Origin of the sequence: Streptomyces africanus, from assembly GCF_002150735.1 — a bacterium.
Lineage (GTDB): Bacteria > Actinomycetota > Actinomycetes > Streptomycetales > Streptomycetaceae > Streptomyces > Streptomyces africanus.
On the sequence record NZ_MUKA01000184.1, the window covers coordinates 28,686 to 49,423 of the forward strand.

Consider the following 20,738-nt stretch of genomic DNA (forward strand, 5'->3'; position numbering starts at 1 on the left):
TCAGAATGCGAGCAGGAGGGCCGATACCAGGCCGTTTTCGTCCAACCGCTCGAGGAACTCCTCCCAGTGCGGGGACTCGGCCACGAGCGCCGCCTCGGCCGAGTCGCCGAAGTCGAGCCGCTCGCCGCTGACCTCGTGCCAGATCCCCCGCAGCGCCTCTTGGTCGGCGGCGTCGATCAGCGGGATGCGATGCGGCTCACCGTCCGGGCGGGACAGGAAACCCTCCAGCATCGCCTCGACCGCCCGGAGCAGCCGGGCGGCCGTGCCACGGGTGAAGAGGGTGGCGTCGTACTGGAGCGTCAGACGCAGCTCGTCACCCTCGACGAACCGGAACGACAGGTCGAACTGGCTGGTGGCGGACGGTACCTGCTCCAGGGCTCCGACCAGCCCGGGTATTCGGTCGAGGCCGAGCGGGAAGTTGTCCACCGTCACCAGCACCTGGACCAGGGGCGAAGTGTCCGGCCGCCGTTCGGCTCCGCTGACCCGGACGATCTCCTGGAAAGGCAGGTGCTGATGCTCCAGCGCCTGCAGCGCGCTCGCGGTCACCAACCGCAGCAACTGGGCCGTGGTCCGGCCGGGTTCGACGCGGTAGCGGAACGGCAGCGTGTTGGCGAAGAAGCCGATCAGGTTCTCGGTCTCCGGCAGGGTGCGCCCGGCGACCGCCGCGCCGAGCACCAGATCGGACTGCTGGGCGAAACGGGACATCACGGCGGCGACCGCCGTGTGGAACACCATGAACGGGGTGCTGGCATGGGCGCGGGCGAACTCCCGGACGCGTTCCGTCGTGTCCTGGTCCCAGGTCGTGGTGAGATGCCCGGCTTCGCGGGAGCGGTTCTCGGTGCGTTCCTTGTCGGTGGTCAGCGCGAGATCGCCCAGGTAGCCGTCCAGGTACGACCGCCAGAACGACTGCTCCTCGCCGGCCCGCGTGGCGAGGAAGTCCCGTTGCCACAGGGCGTAGTCCCCGTACTGCACCGGCAGCGCGGGCAGGTCGGCCGGCCGTTCCTCGGTGGCGGCGAGGTACGCCTCGGTGATCTCCCGGACCGCCACGTCGGTGGACCAGCCGTCGGAGACGGTGTGGTGGCTGCTCCAGCGCAGGATGTGCTCGGTGGGTGAGAAGCAGTACAGCCGTGCGACGACCAGCGGACCGTGGGTCAGGTCGAAGCGGTGCGCCAGAGCCTCCTTGCGGACGTGCTCGGCCCGGGCCTCCGGATCGTCCAGCCCGAGCCCGCCGACGTCCTCGACCTCCAGCCGCACGCGTGCCTCGGGCGCCGGTGCCTGGTAGGGGACACCGTCGCGCGCGCCGAACCGGGCGGACAGGATCTCGTGGCGGTCGGCCAGCAGATCCACGGCACGGTACAGCGCCCCGACGTCGAGGGGGCCTGACAGACGCAGCAGTGAGGTGTTGTCGTAGGCCCGGTCGTCGGGGTCGACCTGGTGCAGGAACCACAGGCTCGCCTGCCCCGCGGTGAGGGGGAAGGTGAGCGTGCCCGCAGGGCGGGGAGAGATCCGCAGGTCCTCGGTAGCGGCGGACGAGCCGTGTGCGCCCAACTCGTCGAGCCGGGCTGCCAGCGCGCGCGGGGTCGGGTTCTCGAACAGCAGGCGCAGCGGGAGGTCCTGTCCCAGGCGGTCCCTGAGCCGTGCCATGACCTGGGTGGCGTGCAGGGAGTGGCCGCCGGCCTCGAAGAAGTGGGTGGTCGGGGACGGCCGGTGGCCCGGTCCGAGCACAGCGGCCCAGACGTCGATGACCGTGCGTTCGGTGGGAGTGGCAGGTTCGTCGTCCTCCTCGGACCCGGCGGTCACGGCCCTCAGGTCCCAGCCGGCGAGTGCCTTGGTGTCCACCTTGCCGTGCGGAGTGCGGGGCAGACCGTCGAGACGGACCAGGTAGTCGGGGATGGCGTAGCGGGGAAGCACCTCGGCGAGCCTGTCCCGCAGCTCGGAGACGCTCACGTTGATGCGGCGGACCTCGGCCGCCCGGACGCCCGCATCCTCGTCCTCGTCCGGGGTGTTCTCAGCCGCCTTGGGCACGAAGAAGCCGACGAGCTGCTTGCCCTCGCCGTCCGTCTCACGCACGACCACGGCACTTTCCTGGAGTCCACCGATGCCGGCGAGCGCGCGCCGCACTTCGCCCAGTTCGATGCGGTGGCCGCGGATCTTCAGCTGGCTGTCGATCCGGCCGATGAACTCGAAGGTGCCATCAGCCAGTCGGCGACCCCAGTCACCGGTCCGGTAGGCGAGCACCGTCGGGTCGCCGGCAAAGGGGTCGGAGACGAACGCCGCCGCGGTGCGCTCCTCGTCGTTGACATAGCCGGCACCGACGCACAGCCCGCCGACGTACAGCTCGCCCGGGGTGCCGACCGGCACCGGTTGGCGGTCGGCGTCGAGCACATACACCTTGGCGTTGCGGATCGGCCGGCCCACGGGCACCGACGCCGCCCGCTCGTCCGCCTCGCCGACCAGTTCATAGTGCGTGCAGTCGTCGGACACCTCGGTGGCTCCCCACATGTTGAGCAGGCGCACCTGCGGCAGCTGCTGCCGGAAGGCGTTGGCACACCGGGGCGTCAGGGTCTCGCCACTGGAGACCACCCAGCGCAGCGCGAACGGCGGGAACGCCTGGGTGCCGTGGTAGGCCAGTTCCGAGCTGAAGACACTGAGGACCGACGGCGACACCTCCAGGACGGTGATGCCGTCCTCGGCCACCGCCCTGAGCAGGCGCGGGGGATCCTGGCTGATGTCGTCGGGGTAGATCACGGTGGTGGCGCCGACCGCCAGAGGAGCCAACAGCTGCCACACCGAGATGTCGAAGGTGGCCGCCGCGTCCTGAGACACCAGGTCGCCCGGCCCGATGTCCAGGTCGTACAGCTTCGCCTCGATGTGGTTGAGCATGCCGTCGTGGCGCAGCAGGGCCCCCTTGGGCTCTCCTGTCGACCCCGAGGTGAAGATGACATAGGCGGCGTCCCGCCCCGCGGGCACGGGACCGGCGTACGGCGCGAGGCCGGCGGAGTCCCGCAGGGCTTCCGCCAGGTCCAGCACGCGCACCTCGCGGTCCGCGGCCTCGGTGACGGCGGACCGGAAGCCGGCGTCGCACAACACGGTGCGGGCGGCGCTGGTCCGCAGCATGCCGGCCACTCGCCGGACGGGGCCGCCGGGCAGCGGCAGGTACACGGCGCCGGTGCGCAGCACGGCGAGGACGGCGGTCAGGTGGTCCAGGCCGCGAGCGGCGCCCAGCGCCACCACCTCTCCGGGACGTACGCCCAGGTCGTGCAGGCGGGCCGCGAGCGCGTCGGCCCGGCCCGCCAGTTCACGGTAGGTCAGCGCGTCGTCCCCGCACCGGGCGGCGACATCGTCGGCGTACCGGGCCGCCGCCTCCTCGAACCGGCTGAGGAAACCCGGAGCCGACAGTGGCACCGGCGGCTGCCCGGCCCCCGCCAGCAACTGCTGCCACTGGTCCTCGCCGAGCAGGTCGCGCTGCGTGGGCACCGTGTGCGGATGCGTCGCCACATGGGCCAGGGCGTTGCGGTACATCAGGCCGACGGTGCGCAGCTGATCCTCGGTGACCCGCTGGAAATTGGCCTCCAGGTCCAGCGAGAGCAGCTTGGTGAAGGGGTCCTTGTTGAACTCCGTGCGCAGCGTGAAGTGGGTCTGGATGTAGGCCTTGGCGTCCAGCACCTGGAACTGCGTGGCCTCGGCCAGCCGCTCGTAGCTGTGGAAGTGCGTGTAGTTGAAGCTGATGTCGGTCAGCTCACGGGCCCCGCTGAGCCGTTGGAGTTCGGCATACGGGTACCGGCGCACCGGCAGCAGCTCGTTCTCCTTGTCGAAGGCCGCCCGGATCAGGTCCCGCCAGGCGAGGCCTCGGCCGGGCAGCAGATAGGGCACCACGTTGAGGTGGACGCCCAGCACGTCGGCGCCGCCCTCGCCCTCGAACCGGCCGTTGGACTCGACGCCGAGCAGCACCCGGTCGCGTGCGGTGAGGGCGGACAGGACGCGTGCGTGCACGGCCAGCAGGACGTGCTTGAGCGAGACATTGTGGTCGCGGGCCAGGTCGTCCAGGGCGTCCGAGAGGTCCGGGGCGATGTCCACGGCGAGGAAGCCCATGGTCCCCTGGTGCGCGTCCGACGGGCCGTCGGCCAGGCGCGGCAGGAGCGTGGGCTCGGCGTCGGTGAGCTCCTTCGCCCAGAAGTCGGTCACCGTGCTGTCGCCGAGTGCCTGCTGTTCCAGGGCGATGTAGTCGGCGTAGCGGCGCGCGGTGCGCGGGGCGGGCGGCAGGTGACGGTTGTCGCGCAGCGCCCAGTAGTCGGAGAGGATCTCGGTGATCAGCGAGGATTCGCTCCAGCCGTCGAGCAGCGCGTCGTGGAAACTCATCGCGAACAGGAACTCGTCGTCGCCGAGCAGATGGACGGCGAAGCGGATCAGCGGGGGCTCGGCCCAGTCATAGGGGGTGAGCCGTTCGGTTTCCTGCCAGGCGGCCAGCCGCGCCTCCTGCTCCCGCGGTGCCAGTTCCCGCAGATCCTCCACGGTGACCCGGGCGGTGGCCGAGCGGTGCACCAGCTGGAGCGGCTGCGTGTAGCCGGAGAAGTGGAACGAGGTCCGCAGGATGTCATGGCGTTCCACCGCACGTGCCACGGCCCGCCGCATCGCCTCGTCGTCGTAGCTCACCCCTCGGAGCCGGAACATGAAGATGTCGCAGTACATGTTCACGTCGCTCTCGTAGGCGCTGTGGAACAGCAGCCCGGCCTGGAGCGTGCCCACCGGGTAGGCGTCCTCGACGTCCCGTGCCCGCAGCGCCTCGCGGTCCGCCGGGTCGAGCAGGCTGAACGGTGCCGTCGGCGGCTGTTGTTCACTCTCGGTGGCCTGCTCGGCGACGGCGGCCAGCGCACGGGGCGTCTGGAGGGCGTAGATGTCGCCGAGTTCCAGGGAGATCCCGCGCTTGAGGGCCTCGGCCCGCAGCTTCAGGGCGAGGATGGAGTCGCCGCCCACGCTGAAGAAGGAGTCGTCCTCGCTCACCCCTGTCACCCCGAGGACGTCGGCGAAGACGGCGCTGATGGCGCCCGCCACGGCGTCCGACCCGGGATCCGGGGCATCGGCCGGCACCACGTCCGGGGGCGTCTCCCGCAGGCAGTTGGCGGTGGTGGGCACCGGCAGCCGACCCTGGTCGACCTTGCCGTTGTGGTTGAGCGGGATCGCGTCGACGGGCACCACGAACGCCGGGATCATGTACGGCGGCAGGCGGCGGCGCAGCCGCTGGAACAGGTCGTCGGCGTCGAGGCCGCCGCCGGGCACGATGTAGGCCACGATCCGTGGGACGTCGTCGCGGTTCCTGCGGCCGCGGGACGCGCCGCGTACCAGGTCCCGTATGTCGGTGATCCGCAGCGACAGCTCGGCCTCCTTGACCACGGGCCCGGCGGGAGCCTGTGGCCGGGTCACCACCACGGTCGCCTGAAGGACGCCCGGGACGTCGTTGAGGACCGCCTGGATCTCGCCGAGTTCGATACGGAAGCCACGAATCTTGACCTGGTCGTCCTTGCGTCCTTCGTAGGCGAACTCCCCGTCGTCCGTGAGCCGGGCCAGGTCGCCGGAGCGGTAGGCCCGACCGACGCCGGGCAGTTCGACGAACCGCTCGCGGGTGAGCTCGGGCCGGTCCAGGTAGCCGAGGGCCACTCCGGGTCCGGTGACCAGGATCTCGCCGGTCTCGCCCTCGGGCACCGGGGCGAGCGAGTCGTCCACCAGGGTGAAGCCCAGGTCGGGCAGCGGGCGGCCGATCAGCGAGCGGCCGTCCTTCAGGTCGGCGGCGCGCACGCGGCGGTGGGATGCGTGCACGGTGGTCTCGGTGATGCCGTACATATTGACCAGAACCGGGCTGTCGTCACCGTACTTGGCCACCCAGCGGCTCAGGTCGGAGAAGTGCAGCGCCTCCCCGCCGAAGACCACCCAGCGCAGCGGCAGCCGGTCCGCGTGCCGGGCATCCTCGGCGACGAGCTGGTTGAAGGCCGTCGGTGTCTGGTTCAGGACGGTCACCCGCTCGTCGTCGAGCAGGCGGCGGAACGCCTCCGGGTCCTGGGCGACCTGCCGGGGCACCACCACCACACAACCCCCGTACAGCAGCGCCCCCCACATCTCCCACACGGAGAAGTCGAAGGCGAACGAGTGGAACAACGTCCACACGTCATCGGGGCCGAATCCGTAGAGGGGTTCGGTGCTGGTGAACAGACGCAGCACGTTGCCGTGCGAGACCTGGACCCCCTTCGGGCGCCCCGTCGTGCCGGACGTGAAGATGACGTACGCCCGAGTGTCCCGGTCCACGGACGCCGGTACGCCGGTCAGGGGTTCCGGCAGCGTGTCGTCCACGCACACCGCGGTCACGGCCTCGGGCAGTTGTCCGGCCAGATTCCGTGACGTGATGACCACCGAGGGCGCCGCGTCCTCGAGGATCAGCTCCAGTCGCGCCGCGGGTGTCGACGGGTCCAGCGGCACATACGAGGAACCGGTCCACAGGGCGGCCAGAGCGGCGGCCACCATGTCGGCGGACCGGTCCAGCAGGACGCCGACCGGGCGCTCCGGCTCCGTGGAGCGGGCGGTGACAGCGGCGGCCAGGGCTCGCACCCGCTTGTCGAGTTCCCGGTAGGTGAGCGTCTGGTCGCCGCAGCGCACGGCGGCCCGGCCCCCGTGGGCCCGGACGGTGGCGGTGAAGCCTTCGACGAGGCTGTCCACACCGGCCAGCGGCGAGGTCGGCACAGTCTTCTCCTTCATGTCAGCCTCCAGCGGTTCCGGTGCGGCTCAAAGGGGCGGCCGGGGCGGTGAGATCGGCCAGGGCTGTCTGGAACGCGTCGCGCAGGAGCCCGGCGGTCCGGGCCGGGACGAGGTGTTCCTGATGCTCCAGACGGAACACCAGACGGTCGCCGTCCCGGGCGCCGTACAGGCTCACCGCGAAGGCGGTGTCGCGTGGCGGGATGTCGAAGGCACGTACCTCGACACCACCCAGGCTCTGCCGGCAGCCGCTCCAGGGAATCGAGAATCCGTCGTCCAGCAGGCCGTCCGCCGACTGCTGGAAGGTCAACGTCGCCTGGAACAACGGGTTCTGGCCGTGCCGAGGGGGTTCCAGAGCCCTGACGAGCCGGAAGAAGGGCACCTCCGCCGTCTCCAGGGAGCCGCGCACTTCCCGCCAGGTGCGTGCGCGCAGGTCGTCGGAGTCGGCGCCGCTCCGGAAGTCACCCAGCAGCGGCACCATGTTGACCAGGTAGCCCACCGTGCCCGCGAAGCGCCAGTCGTCGCGGTTGTGGTACGGCGTGCCGACGACGATCCGCTCCTGACCGGTGACCTCGTGCAGGGCGCGCAGATAGGCGCCGGCGAGCAGGACGAACGGAGTGTGGCCGTGCGCCTTGGCGTCTTCGTACACCCGACGAGTGAGGTCCGCGGCCACCGCGAAGTCCACCACCGAGGCCGGGGTACGTCGGCGGGGCGCGGGCGTGCCGGAGGGGAACAGGAGATGGTCGCGCACCGGACGCCACTTCTCGACCGCTCGAGCAGCCCTGGCCCGGGCGGCCGGTGTGTCCAGTGCGTGGGCCTGGTGGCGGACCCAGTCCACGGCACCGCGGGCTGGAGCGGGGCTGGGCAGCCGGACGTCCAGCAGCGAGGACAACAACTCGGCCAGCACGATGCGCAACGACCAGTAGTCGACGACCGCGTGATGAGCGGTCAGCAGCAGCACGGTGCTCCTGGGTGAGATCACTGCCGCTGTGCGCACCAGAGGCCCGCGGGTGAGGTCGAACCGCCGGTGTGCCGCGTTCTGAAGCAGCCGACGGGCCTCCGCCTCGTCGTCGGTGCTCGTCTCCCAGTGGGCGAAGTCCAGAGGCAGGGTGCCCGGCTCGTGCAGAACCTGGGTGGCGGTTCCGGGCTCGCCCAGAGTGCTGCGCAGCGCGGCGTGCCGGGCCATGACGGCGGCGACGGCGTGGCGGATCCGGTCCGGCTCCAGCCGGCGGCCGATGCGCAGGGCGACCGGCAGGTTGTGCGCAGTGTCCTCGGGCAGCAGTTCGTGCCGGAACTGGAACTGGACCTGCCCCTCGGTCGCCGGGTAGGCGCCGTGGTCCGGGTCGGCCCCGGGACCTTCGACCGGTTCCCCGCGGCCCGGCTCCGCAGGCGCCGGAGTGCGGACGAGGGCCTCGGCGATGTCGTCGAGGGAGCGGTCGCCGAAGAACAGGTCGGTGTCGAGACGCCGTCCGGACTGCCGCTCGATTCCGCCGCGCAGGGCCACCAGCTTCAGCGAGTCGAGGCCGAGCGCCGCCAGCGGCAGCGCGAAGTCCTCCGCGGCGAGCTCGGTCCCCGCGTGGGCCGCGACCAGCCGGGCCAGCGTGGTGCGCACCGCTTCGGGGCGGATCCCCGGGTCCGAGGCGTCCAAGTCCGGCTCATCCGGGCCCACCGGCCCGGGGGCGGAGTACTGGGCTCGGACCTCGCCGATCAGGCGCAGCCGCCCGTCGAGGAAACGCTGTCGCGTCTCGGCCCGTCGTATCTTCCCGCTGGATGTCTTGGGAATCGAACCGGGAAAGACGAAGACCACGTCGGCCAGGTCGAGACCGGCTTCGGCACCCACTCGGCGACGCACCGCCGCACCCAGCTCCCGCAGCGCGGCGGCGTCGGCCCGCAGCCGTGAGACAGCGGACCGCGCCGCTTCCAGTACGAGCACCACCCGGGGCTCGGCCAAGTCCGGCTGGAACGCCGCCGCGCAGCCGCGACGCAGGTCGCCGGAGACGGCGGAGGCGAGGTTCTCGATGTCGTGCGGGTAGAAGTTGCGTCCGGCGACGATGATCAGGTCCTTGCTGCGGCCGACCGGGTACAGCTGACCGTCCCGGAGCGCACCGAGATCGCCGGTGCGCAGGAAGGTCCCCCCCCCGCCCGGCCACCCGGGCGCGGAAGGTCTCCTCGGACACCTCGGGCCGATCCCAGTAGCCGCCCGCCACGCCGGGACCGCACACACAGATCTCGCCGACCTCCCCGTCCCGCAGAGCGCGTCCGTCCGCCGAGCGGATGACGATCTCGGTGCGTGCGGCCACCTCGCCGCACGACACGACGACGAGGCTGTCGCCGTCCTCGGCGGGCACCGCCTCCTGAAGTCGGCCGCTCTCGATGGCGCGGCGGCTCACCGACAGGCTGCGGTATCCGGTCATGGGCTCGGCGCCCGAGACGAACAGGGTGGCCTCTGCCAGCCCGTAGCACGGGTACAGGGCGCTGCGGTCGAAGCCGTGACGCCCGTACAGCGCCGCGAAGCCCTCCAGCGTCGAAGGAATGATCGGCTCCGCCCCGTTGAACGCGATGCGCCAGGAACCGAGATCGACACCTGCGAGGCGTTCCGCGTCATACCGGTCGGTGAGCAGCTGGTAGGCGAAGTTGGGCCCGCCGGAACAGGTCGCCGCGTACCGGGAGACCGCCTCCGGCCAGATCAGCGGATCGTGGATGAACGCGAACGTGTCGAGCAGCACGGCCTTGACACCGAGGTACAGGGGCAGCAGGGCGGTGCCGATCAGCCCCATGTCGTGGTACAGCGGCAGCCAGCTGAGGATGACGTCGTCGGAACGGACCCCGAACCCCTCCGCGATGGCCCGGTCGTTCTCGACCAGATTGCCGTGACCGACCATCACGCCCTTGGGCTGTCCCGTCGACCCCGAGGTGTACTGCAGGAAGGCGAGGTCGCCGCCGTCGAGTGCGACCGGCTCGTAAACGCCCTGCTCGGCCTTCCCGATCCCTTCCACGCTGTGCAGCCGAAGCCGGTGGGCCCCGGCGGAGTGCGGTAGCTCCTGAAGGTGTTCCAGCAGTGCGTCGGTGGTGAGCGCGTGTGCGGGGCGGCAGTCGCGGACGACCGCCTCGACCCGGTCGAGCTTGGCCCCAGGGCGCGGTGGGTACAGCGGTACCGCCACCATCCCGGCGTACAGGCAGCCCAGGAACGCGGTCAGGTAGTCGAGGCCGGGTGGTAGCAGGAGCAGTACGCGGTCGCCCCGCTGTGCGGTCGTCTGAAGGAAGGCCGCGACGTTGAGCGCGGAGTGCTCCAGCTCCCGGTATCCCACTTCGTGCTCGGAGCCCTTCTCCGACGAGGCGAAGACATAGGCCACGTCGTCGGGGCGTAGTGCGGCCCAGTGGGACAGCGCGGCGGGGATGCTGGGGAACGACGGACGTGGCTGTTCAGGCACGGTGACCGGCTCCTGCCTCGGCCTCGACGGGGACGGCCGGACCGGCGAGAACGCGTTCGACGACGGCGATCGCCTCGTCCACGTCCTGTGCGCTCACCCCGCGGTGGGTGACGGCCCGCAGCCGCCCGTGGCCCAGCTCCGCCACGGCCAGACCGTGTCGGGCCGCGGCCTGAGCGAAGGTCTGCCAGGTGAACCGGTCGTCGGTGACCCGGAACATGACGATGTTGGTGCGTGTCTTGGCTGGCAGGACGTCGACGCCCGGGATCTTCGCCAGGCCGAGAGCCAGGCGTTCGGCGTTGCGGTGGTCCTCGGCCAGCCGGTCGGCGTTCTCGATGGCGAGGATGCCGGCCGCCGCGACCACTCCGGTCTGCCGCATACCGCCGCCGAGCATCTTCCTGATCCGGCGCACCCGGGTGATGAACGCCCCCGTGCCCACGACCATGGAGCCGATCGGGGCGGACAGGCCCTTGGACAGGCAGAACTGGACGGAGTCCGCGTACCGCGCGATGTCCGCGACAGGGACGCCCGCGCCCACAGCCGCGTTGAAGATCCGGGCGCCGTCGAGATGGATCGGCACGTCCCGTTCGTCGGCGAACCGGCGTACCCCGCGCAGATACTCCATCGGCAGGACGGCACCGCCGGACCGATTGTGGGTGTTCTCCAGGCAGATCAGCGCGGGCAGCGCGAACTGCGGGTCGTCGGGGTCGTCCGGGAATCCCTTGGCGAGGTCGGCGAGCAGCAGCCGCCCGTCCGGCTGGGTGGGAATCGGCTCGTAGGCGATCCCGCCGCACACCGAGGCGCCTGCGGCCTCGTAGATGTAGATATCGCTCTCGTCACCCACCAGCACCTTCGCACCGCGCGGCGCATGCGCCATGATCGAGGCCAGGTTCGCCATGGTGCCGCTCGGCATGAAGCAACCGGCCTCCTTGCCCAGCGTGGTGGCGGCCAGCTGCTCCAGCCGGTTCGTCGTGGGATCCTCGCCGTAGACGTCGTCCCCGAGGGGCGCCTCGCCCATGGCCCGGAGCATCTCCCGGGTCGGCAGGGTGAATGTGTCGCTGCGCAGCTCGATCACTGGGCGTGCCCCTCCCATGCGTCGTCGCCCTCCAGGACGACGGCCGTTCGGCCGACGGCCTCGGCCAGAATCTTGGTGACCTGTTCATAGGTGTCGCCGTGGGCGATGACGTAGCCCAGGCGGTCGTAGGCGTTGCGGGGCGGGCTGACCTGAGCCCCTGGCCGGGCGGTGACGACCACCCGGTCGACGCCGGACGTGCTCTGTGCCTGGTCCGCGCCGGCCAGCGCGGCCAGCTTTCCGGGGCGGTCCGCCAGCAGGAAGTGGATGCCGGCGTAACGGGTCGGCTCCTGCATCGGCTCGGGCGGCAGACCCACCGCGACCCGCACCTGTTGGTCGAGCAACTGCGTACCGGTGGCCAGGTGGACCAACTCCGGAATCATTCCGCCGGCGAGCCGCGGATTGATCTCGATGACCACCGGGCCGTCCGCGGTCAGGCGCACTTCGGTATGGGTGGCACCGAGGACGATGCCCGCAGCGGACACGGCACGGCGCACGGTGTCCTCCAACGCGGCCGCCTGTTCCGTGGGCAGCGGGGCGGGGAAGACATGCCGGTACTCCACGAAGTACGGCAGCCCCGTCACGGTCTTCTCCGTGATCCCGACGCAGTGCGTCTGCCCGTTCCAGCTGAACATCTCGACACTGAACTCGGACGCGTCGACGTACTCCTCGATCAGGACGGTGCCCGCCGTGGGCATGCTGCGGACGTTGAAGCGGATGTCGAGGATCTTCCGTGTCTGGGCGGCGACCTCTTCCTCGGTGTGGCACAGCAGCACGTTGTTGGACCCGGAGTCGTCCGCGGGTTTGACCACACAGGGCAGCCCCACCGCGGCCAGGGCGGCGGGCACCTCGGCGACATCGGTGACGGTGGCGAAGCCCGGCTGCGCCACACCCTGTTCCCGTAGCCTCTCCCGCAGCAGCGCCTTGTTGCGGCACACGGTCACCGCGTCGGCCGGGTTGCCGGGCATGCCCAGCCAGGTGGTCAGCTCGGCGACCGCGGGGACATAGAAGTCGCTGGTGGTCGTCACGCCGGCCAGATCCTCGCGCCGGAACTCGTGCTGGATCGTACGGCGCAGCGCCGCCTGGGAGTTGGTGTCGCAGACGATCACCCGGCAGCCGGTCTCGTCCAGGCCCGCGTACCGCTCCGGGGCGCTGGTCAGCATCACCGGCTCGAAGCCCAGCCGACGCGCGACGGACAGCGCCAGCATCCCGGTGCCGGTGGTGTTGGACTCCACGAACAGCAGGTGGCGGGTCTGCGCGGGCAGCTCGCGCAGTGAGGCCACGGACCATCCGTGGACGACCTGGTCGAGTGGTACGGCAACCGGGGCCTGCCGTGACTCCAGCTCGGACAGCCCCTTCTCCTCCCAGAAGCCGTCGGCGTAGATGGTGTCCACGTATCGGTCGCCCCGGTCCGGGAGGATGCCGACGATCCGGGTCCCCGGTTCCGCGTTCGCCGCCAGGTGCGTCAGCACCCGGTACACCGACCCGGAAGTGTTGCCGGCGAACAGCTGCTGTTCCCGGGCGAGGGCACGTGTCGACTCGAACGCCTCCCGGTCGTTGAGCCAGTGCACTTCGTCGATGATCCGACGGTCCAGGTTCTTCGGCAGGAGACTGTTGCCCAGCCCGCTCTGCAGCCGGCCCGGGACGTCCGGCTGCCCGAACAGGACACTGCCGACCGAGTCGACACCCACCACCCGCAGGCCGGGCAGCCTGCGCCGCAGCGCCCGAGCCGTTCCGCACAGCGAGCCGCCGCTGCCGACGGAGCCGACCAGGACGTCCACCGAGCCGAGGTCTTCCTCGATCTCCTCCGCCAGCAGCCGGTAGGCCCCGGGGTTGTCGGGGTTGCTGTACTGCTGGGGCCAGAAGGCGCCGGGCAGGTCGGCCATCAGCCGCTCCAGCTCCTCGAGCCGGGCGCTCTGCCAGCCGTGGCTGGTCATGGCATGGACGACGTGGACGTCACAGCCCAGCGAACGCAGCTTGGCCAGGGTGATGGCATCGATACGAGGATCGGTGACGATGTGCACGGGGTGACCAAGAGCGGTGCCCACCAGGGCCACACCGAGTGCCATGGTGCCGGAGGAGCTCTCCACGATCGGCGCCCCGTCGCGCAACGCCCCGGTGCGTCTGGCCTCCAGAAGCATGTTCCGGGCGACCCGGTCCTTCATCGCGAAAAGATTCTGTAACTCCAGTTTGGCGTAAACCTCGACGCCGGGCGCTGCGGTACGCAGGCGCACCAGCGGAGTGCGGCCGATGGCGTCGACCATGCTGTTGAAGATCAATTTGGATCCCCCGAGAGATGTCGCATTCGGCTTATTCGCCGCAGGTGTCATAACTTTCCGGTCCCATCGAGTGGTAGAGAGAGACGGAACCGGGGAGCGCCTCGCAGGACTTCCTGGCATGGGCCAGACGGTCCGTGTGGTCGCTGATGTCGTCGCGCAGCAGGATTCCGAGATTCGTACCGCTGTGTGCCAGAACGAGACCGAGGCCGTCGACCTCGTGACAGATGCGCAGAATGTCGTCGAAGTAGTCCCGCGCGATGACCTTTGAATTCATGCGCGCGCTGCGTGTGGACACCTTGCCGACCGTGTCGAGATCTCCGTGCAGCAGGGCCTCGCGCAACTGGTCCAGCAGCCTGCTGTATTCCTTCCGGTCAGCCGCGTCGAAGGGCTTGGGTGACCGGTTGAACAGCACTGTGTCGACCATTCCTCCGATGTCGTGTGCGACGATCGTCAGCGGCGGCAGAAAACCCAGCCGCTCCTTGAGGCGGACCTGCCGGTGGTAAAAGGCGACGATGCCCTGGTACATGACGCCGTCCGACGGTTCCACATCCCTCAGCAGTGCCTCGATCTCACTCTCTGTGAACTGTATTCCGAGCGAGTCGCCCACCGCCCGGGCCGTGGCCACCAGGTCGGCGGACGAACTGGCCAGCCCTTTTCCTACGGGGATCGAGCTGATCAGGGTCAACAGCCCACCGCCGCCGACCTGACGGTCACGCAGGATGCGCTGCGCCAGAGCCTGGGCCTTCCGTTTGTGCGCAGGCCTGACCGTTATCTCCCCGGCGCCCTCGATCAGTTGGAAATCGGCCGTGGTGGCCAGAGATATGGGGAAGGTGACGAGGAAGTCCAGACCGTTTTCCTCGAGAACCCCCTGCAACAACTCCCCGAACGTACCGTGAGCCCTGCCCGTGCCGGTTGCCGCCCCGAGGACTGGAGTGGTGCGCTTCAAGGCTTCTTTGTCCACGTTCACCGGTCTGCGCCCTCCGTATCGGCCGATCCCGGTTCCGTGGCCCCGACCCTCAGCAGGCGGTCCGTCTCCGCGAGGGCGGCGTCAACCGTCTCCGCGTGCGCGGCCCATTCCTTCTCCAGCTCGTCGAAACGGGCTGCCTGCACGTTCAGTAACCCGCGGACAGCGTCCGGGTGCGCGGAGCCCGAAGAGTTCTTGCGGAGCAGGCCCCGCCGGACATCGAAGGACTCGGTGAGGAGGTGCTTCGGCCGGGCGAGATCGAAGCCGTTCTCCGAGGCGACGGCCTTCAGCAGGTCCGGATCGGCCTGGCGGGGCGCAAGGTCGCGTTCCACCGCCGCCGTGATGAACTGCCCCGCGATGACCTGTGCCCTGCGCCACGGCACGCCCTCCTCGAGAGTGAGCAGGTTGGCCAGGGAGAAGCCCCCCAGGTACTCCTGTTCGCACAGTGCGAGCGCGCGCTGTTCCCGGAAACGGAGATGCTCCAGAACCGTAGTGAAGAGGCTCAGGGTGGAGTGCAGCGTGTTGAATGAGGTCAGCACATGGGCGCCGGCCTCCTTCGAGACCTCGACGGTGTTCGAGTAGGGGGTGTTTCGCTGCCCGAGCACGGCATCCAGATGCAGCGAGACGAGATGAGCGGTCTTGCCGCGGATGCGCTCAAGGATCGGATAGTTCTTCTTCTGTGGCATGGCCGAGGAGATGCCGGACAGTTCGTCGGGAAGCTCGATCAGGCCGTACTCGGAGCTGCCCCAGGTCATCAGATCGGTGCAGAAGCGTCCGAGCCACGTGGCGAGCAGCGAGAGTTCAGCGGTGACCTCCACGACCCAGTCACGCGATGCGACCGCTGACAGGGCGTGCGGGTTGGCTGCCTGGAAACCGAGAAGGCGCGCCATTCTTTCACGGTCCCAGGGGATTTCCTGGCCGGCCATTGCACCGGCGCCCAGCGGGCATAGGTCGATACCCCGGTAGGTGTTGATGAACCGTTCCAGCGAGTGAAGTACCCGGTCCGCGACAGCTGCCAGGTAGAAGCCCGGCGTGATGATCTGGGCGGACTGCAGGTGTGTGTAGCCGGGCATCGGGGTGTGCAGATGCCGTGCAGCGAGCCGGTGCGCCGACCGGCCGAACGTGGCGAGCGCCGCGGCGGCCCGGAGCACCTGGCTTTTGCCGAAGAGGAGTTGAGCGCAGGCCTGCAGGTCGTTGCGGCTTCGATCGACGTGCCACCGGGGTACGGCGGGGGCGAGCCGGTGCTCGACATATCGTTCCACGGCGAAGGCGATGTCCGAGTAATTCGCCTCCGGATCGGCCTGGAGCCCGTCAGCCGTGATCTCGTTCAGCAGAGACCCGATGCGCCGGGCGTCTCCCTTCCCGATCAGGTCCATTCGGCTGTACTCGAGAAGCAGAACCTTCTCAATGGCCAGATACCAGGGAAGGAGATTCTCTGCCTCGTACCGGAACTGGGGTTCCAGGATCTCTCTGTGGAGTAACTCGCTGGGGGCCGCGGATATTCGGCCGCTCAGACGGCAATGGGTCGCGCGGTGGTCGTGCATGGAACCCCCGTACAAGCGCATACCAATACGACGACGCTCAAACCCGGACTGTCGCGACGGAGGGCCCCGCCTCCGGGTGGCTGCGTGGCCGATACAGCGTTGATCGCCACACGATCTCGGGTCAAGCGTGACGGGTTTCACGTGCCAGGGGGTTTGAGCGGCGGAATCTGTCGTTCCTGCAGCTCAGAGGTCAGTCACAGGCTGTCGGGGGTCCCCGACGGGTGTGCGTACTTGACGCAAAGCATTCGCAACAACAGTTTTCAGACAACAGCAATCACTATGCACTGGCTCATCATCTGAACGCCGTCGCAACCCGTCCGCCACCGAGCCGGACCGCACCGGCGAGAGTGCGAACGAGGCGTCGTCGCAGGACCTGGACCTGCGCAACGGGAGGTGCGGCAGCCTGGGCGCTGAACCCGTGCTGACCAGTGAGGACGCCGAGCGTCGGGGCATTGGCTTCGTTCACTTCAAGCAGCAGCGTTTGTATGTCGGCTTAAGCAGCACTTAGCGATCTTGAGCCTTGCGGATTTTCACGAGAAGTGACGTCAGTCATGGGGGACGGCCCGCCGCCCGGACGGCGGCCGGCCGTGTCATTCCGCGCAGGGTCGTTGCCGATTCGCGCATGCCGTGGGCGACAGGTTGCGAATTTCCCGCGGTGGTGCCCCGTAGGTGGCCCGGAAGAGGCGGCTGCAGTGGGTCGGGGTGGTGAAGCCCCAGCGTTCGGCGATGTTCTGGAGCGGGCGGTTCTTCAGACGGGGGTTGGCCAGGTCGAGGCGGCAGTGTTCCAGACGGCGGTGGCGTATCCAGGCTGCCGCCCGGGAGCGGGGAGCACCGTCACCCTGACGAGCGGTAAGTCAGATCGGCACGGCCGCCCAGGCCGCCAGCTGTAGACGTTCTTCCGCAAAGAGCACGTCCGCGAGCGATCACCCGTAGTCAGTCGAGGATGCGGAGCTCGATGTCGGGCTGGCAGTGGGGGCAGGCGGGCAGGCCCGAGGCAAGGAGGCGGCGGGGTTCGTCGCGGTTGACGGGGCGGCGGCGGTTGCCTGCGGCGTAGCAGTCGCCGGCGTGGACCTAGACGGGCGTCCGGTGCCGTGCCGACTGCGTCGGGCACACAGCAGTCGGCTGAGGTTCTTTGAGTAACCCAGCGACTCCCGAGCCGACATGGCCGGCCTGTGACCGTGATCGAACTCTGAAGCGGGACGACAGTAATCGGACAATCAGCCCCTCCACCACGGGTTGCCATTCCGTCAGGCGCATGTCAATCGCTCGCCAAGTGCAAGTCGGAAGGGCGTCACCTCATAGGAGTGAGCATCCTCGTGCGGCCTCCGTCGGCGCTCCCCTGGCAGACCAGGTGCGACTCACTCTTACAACGGCTAACACAATGAGCTGAGTTGTCGGTGGGTGATGAGGCAGCAGGCGAGTTTGAGAAACGCTTCGTGGATGTCGGCCCGCCGTTCCCACCGGATCCGCAGACGCCGGAAGCCGTGCAGCCACGCGAAGCTCCTTTCCACGACCCAGCGGTAGGTACCCAGACCAGTGCCGTGCAGGGTGCCGCGGCGGGCGATCGCGGGCACGATCCCGCGGGCGCGGACCTGGTCGCGGTAGATGTCGTGGTCGTAGCCTCGGTCGGCGAACAGCGAGTCCGGCTTGCGCCGGGGATGCCCGACCCGGCCGCGGACCGGCGGGATCGCGTCGAGCAGGGGAAGCAGCTGAGTGACGTCGTTGCGGTTGCCGCCGGTCAGCAGGACCGCGAGTGGGGTGCCGTGGCCGTCGGTGATCAAGTGGTGTTTCGAGCCGGCCCGGCCCCGGTCGACCGGTGACGGTCCTGTGTGGCTCCCCCTTTTAGCGCCCTGACGTGGGAGGAATCGACCACGCAGCGGGACCAGTCCAGGCGCGAGGCCGCGTTCAGCTCGGCCAGCAGGACCTCGTGCAGCCGTTGCCATACCCCGGCCTCGTTCCAGTCCCGCAGCCGCCGCCAGCACGTCATGCCCGAGCCGAAGCCGAGGTCTTGCGGCAGATACTCCCACTGGATGCCGGTGTGCAGCACGTACAGGATCCCGCACAGCACCTCGCGGTCCGGCAGCGGCTTGCGGCCCGGATACCGGAACCTGCGCTCGCGCTGTGGCAGCAGCGGTTCAAGACGGTCCCACAGCTCATCCGACACGATCCACGGCGACATCCCCACACCTGACCGAACGCTCAACTGCCACCACGGTCACGGCAGTCAGGGCACATCCACCTCATTGTGTTAGCTGTTGTTAGGCAAACGGGGAAGCGGTGCATGCCGACTGAGGGGGAGGCGCGGTTCGGGTCATTCGATGGACCGCCCCGGGGTGGCGCGTAGTCACTGCCATGCAGAGATGACCTTTGACTCACTGCATTCTGTGAGGTTTCTGTGGGGCGAGTGTGCATTCACGCTCACACTTCAGTGAAGGGAAACCTGGTGCAGAAGTATCGAAAGAGACGCTGGTTAGGGGTGGCTGCCGCAGCTTCGGCCTTGGCTGCGCTCACGGCTCCCGCTTTCGCCGGCACGGGCGATAAGAGCCCCATCGGCGAAACAGTCGCAGATTCCCACGCTGTGCGTCTGGTTCCGGAGGTAACTCCAGGTTCTGACCGGCCCGCGAGCAAGACCGGCACCAGCCGCCTCACCGATCCGGTGGAGAGCTGCACAGCGCCGGACGAGAACGGCCGCGGAGCGTGCATCGAGTACAACCCCATCAGCGACTTACCGGCTCTGCCGGGCAGCGAGACCAACCAGCTCCTGGCGGGGGTAGCGCCCCCGCAGTGGTGCGAGAACGCCCAGAACCGGCTGCTGGCCACCCGCACTCAAGCCTGCCGGATCGACGGGGTCATCTACCGGACGTTTATGGAACGGAACGGCACCAGGACCCAGACCGGTGGGGTCGACATCATCATCATCATCAACTACAGCTACGGCAACACCAGCGAATCTCGCATCGCCCACCAGGTCGACGTCACTGCCCCCAAGGGGTGGGGCGACGTACTCAAGGGCTCCTACACCGGCAACGCAAGAGACGGCTACGCCTGCAAGAAAGAGAGTGTGGATGAGGGAGAGATCCCGGTGCATTCCGCGGACTGGTCGAACGGCCTCATCGCGCCCATGCTGCAAGGCGGAGCCCTCGTCCGCACCGGCATCCGCACCGGATCCGTCCGTGTCTGCGTCCAGGCGCAACAAGAACCAGCGACAGAGCTCGATACTTCACGGCCCTGGGAAGAGGTCGTGGAAGCCAGCGTGGTAGCCCCCCGCGACCACCTCCAACTCGAGTCACTCGACTTCGGCCCGCCCGACCCGAACAGGCCACTCACAGGACGAGGCAGCACCCACTACCGCGTCCGCGTCCACGCCCGAGGCAGAGAAACAGCATGGGACAAGACATCTGAAACGCCCACCGAGGAATACCTGCTCCTCGTGTGGCCCTCTGACCCCGCGCCCACTCAAACCCTGCGTACCAGCAACCGGCTCGAACAACAGCAACAATCCGAGACGGACAATCCCCACCCACCGAACACGACCCCGCCGGAACCGCCTGCGTCAGAACCCCGGGCCCGGCCCGACGGTGGGGTCTGAGGCACGACCTCACCGTAAACAGCCGGCCCCGTCCTCCAGATGGTCGCCGCCGGTCTCCAGCGCGGCCGAGTTGGGATGGTTCAGATCAGCCTCGATACGGCACGCGAGGCCCCGCTGGTGGCCGAAGCCGCCGTCGGCACCGCCGCCTCCGGTCATGGGGTGCACTGCGGCGCGACGCTGTGACGATCTCCGAAACTTCCACCGCGGCTCGGTTGATCCACCAGACTTGCTCGTGTTTCCAACGGAGAAGGGACGGCAAGCATGGCGAACAGCGCACTTCTGGTGCTGGACGTGCAACGGGACGTCGTGGCCATCGCCGACGACGGTTCCGGATATCTGCCGCGCTTGCGCGGGGCGATCGACGGTGCGAGGGCTGCCGGCATCCCCGTGATCTACGTGGTGATGGGGTTACGGCCGGGCGATCCGGAAGTCAGCCCTCGCAACAAGGTGATGACAAACGTCCTGCGGGCCGGCCTGTTCGCCGAGGGGGCCCCTGGCACCGAGATTCATCATGATGTTGCGCCCCAGCAGGGCGACGTGGTGGTTACCAAGAGGCGTGGGAGCGCGTTCTCGGGCAGCGACCTCGACTTGGTACTCAGGGCTCGCGATATCGACAGCCTTGTTCTCACTGGCATCGCTACCAGCGCTGTAGTGCTGTCCACCCTGTGGCACGCCATCGACCTGGACTTCGACCTCACCGTCCTGGCGGATGCCTGCCTCGACACCGACCCCGAGGTGCACCGGGTCCTCATCGAAAAGCTGTTCCCGCAGTGGGCAGATGTCGTCGCCGTCGAGGACTGGCTCAAAGCCATCGCACCGCAATAGCGGGAGGCAGTCCGGACCCTCGCGTGCGGGGCAAGACGGCATCGCCTTCCACCGGCCGGGTGAGGTCAGCCGGCGGCGTTCTGTGCTGTTGCCCGGGCCTGGGTGAGCGCCAGGCGGTAGGAGTCGGTGCCGGTCGGGATCAGGTTGCCGCCGAAGGTGAGCCGGTCGACGATGGCCGCGCTAACTGGCCCTAACAAAGCCTCTGGACGTGGCGGTGGGTGATCAGGCAGACGGCGATTCCGAGGAAGGCTTCGTGGATGTCGTCGCGTCGTTCCCAGCGGATGCGCAGGCGGCGG

Annotated in this window: 11 protein-coding genes and 4 pseudogenes; 2 read left to right on the forward strand and 13 right to left on the reverse strand. The window is 69.1% G+C overall.

The genetic code is table 11. From position 1 onward, the window contains the following. The 10 genes and pseudogenes from CCL05_RS22340 to CCL05_RS22380 form a co-directional block, all read right to left on the reverse strand. Positions 1 to 6,744: an amino acid adenylation domain-containing protein gene (locus tag CCL05_RS22340; protein ID WP_086562255.1), complete on the reverse strand. Its 6,744-nt coding sequence runs from the start codon at positions 6,742 to 6,744 to the stop codon at positions 1 to 3. Position 6,745: 1 nt separating this feature from the next. Continuing rightward, entirely contained in the window at positions 6,746 to 8,389 is a 1,644-nt protein-coding gene (locus tag CCL05_RS22345) for a condensation domain-containing protein (RefSeq protein WP_158102477.1), read from the reverse strand. Between the two features lie 7 nt (positions 8,390 to 8,396). Further along, positions 8,397 to 10,172 (reverse strand): AMP-binding protein, encoded by a 1,776-nt coding sequence (locus CCL05_RS22350; RefSeq protein ID WP_086562266.1) that lies wholly within the window; start codon positions 10,170 to 10,172, stop codon positions 8,397 to 8,399. Next, positions 10,165 to 11,244 carry a GntG family PLP-dependent aldolase gene (locus tag CCL05_RS22355; RefSeq protein WP_208641594.1) on the reverse strand — a complete coding sequence of 360 codons (1,080 nt, stop codon included), beginning with the start codon at positions 11,242 to 11,244 and terminating at the stop codon, positions 10,165 to 10,167. Before CCL05_RS22355 ends, CCL05_RS22350 begins: the two co-directional genes overlap by 8 nt. Further along, positions 11,241 to 13,520 (reverse strand): pyridoxal-phosphate dependent enzyme, encoded by a 2,280-nt coding sequence (locus CCL05_RS22360; RefSeq protein ID WP_086562258.1) that lies wholly within the window; start codon positions 13,518 to 13,520, stop codon positions 11,241 to 11,243. The genes CCL05_RS22355 and CCL05_RS22360 overlap by 4 nt, the downstream gene beginning before the upstream one ends. Before the next feature lie 31 nt (positions 13,521 to 13,551). Continuing rightward, entirely contained in the window at positions 13,552 to 14,487 is a 936-nt protein-coding gene (locus CCL05_RS22365) for a GHMP family kinase ATP-binding protein (protein WP_244204359.1), read from the reverse strand. Next, positions 14,484 to 16,028 (reverse strand): argininosuccinate lyase, encoded by a 1,545-nt coding sequence (locus CCL05_RS22370; RefSeq protein WP_086562259.1) that lies wholly within the window; start codon positions 16,026 to 16,028, stop codon positions 14,484 to 14,486. Before CCL05_RS22370 ends, CCL05_RS22365 begins: the two co-directional genes overlap by 4 nt. A 590-nt stretch (positions 16,029 to 16,618) precedes the next feature. Next, a complete protein-coding gene (locus CCL05_RS22375; protein ID WP_086562268.1) occupies positions 16,619 to 16,831 on the reverse strand; it encodes a helix-turn-helix domain-containing protein in 213 nt (70 codons plus the stop codon). A 130-nt stretch (positions 16,832 to 16,961) separates the two neighbouring features. Then, a pseudogene (locus CCL05_RS47160) lies at positions 16,962 to 17,087 on the reverse strand (DUF6233 domain-containing protein); the annotation flags it as partial. Between the two features lie 314 nt (positions 17,088 to 17,401). Beyond that, positions 17,402 to 18,207, reverse strand: a pseudogene (locus CCL05_RS22380) (IS5 family transposase). A 264-nt stretch (positions 18,208 to 18,471) separates the two neighbouring features. On the opposite strand from CCL05_RS22380, the gene CCL05_RS22385 reads away from it, so the two are divergent. After that, positions 18,472 to 19,617 (forward strand): hypothetical protein, encoded by a 1,146-nt coding sequence (locus tag CCL05_RS22385; RefSeq protein ID WP_143589930.1) that lies wholly within the window; start codon positions 18,472 to 18,474, stop codon positions 19,615 to 19,617. 9 nt (positions 19,618 to 19,626) lie between these two features. Here CCL05_RS22385 and CCL05_RS44870 read toward each other — a convergent pair whose 3' ends face one another. Beyond that, positions 19,627 to 19,773, reverse strand: coding sequence for a hypothetical protein (locus CCL05_RS44870; RefSeq protein ID WP_158102478.1), 147 nt, complete (start codon positions 19,771 to 19,773; stop codon positions 19,627 to 19,629). 105 nt (positions 19,774 to 19,878) lie between these two features. Here CCL05_RS44870 and CCL05_RS22390 point away from each other — a divergent pair, with 105 nt between their 5' ends. Continuing rightward, positions 19,879 to 20,442, forward strand: a complete 564-nt coding sequence (locus CCL05_RS22390; RefSeq protein ID WP_086562261.1) for a cysteine hydrolase family protein — start codon at positions 19,879 to 19,881, stop codon at positions 20,440 to 20,442. A gap of 65 nt (positions 20,443 to 20,507) precedes the next feature. Here the strand turns inward: CCL05_RS22390 and CCL05_RS44060 are convergent. Continuing rightward, positions 20,508 to 20,621: pseudogene (locus CCL05_RS44060) on the reverse strand (IS21-like element helper ATPase IstB); the annotation flags it as partial. Between the two features lie 11 nt (positions 20,622 to 20,632). Further along, positions 20,633 to 20,738: pseudogene (locus CCL05_RS45630) on the reverse strand (IS5/IS1182 family transposase); the annotation flags it as partial.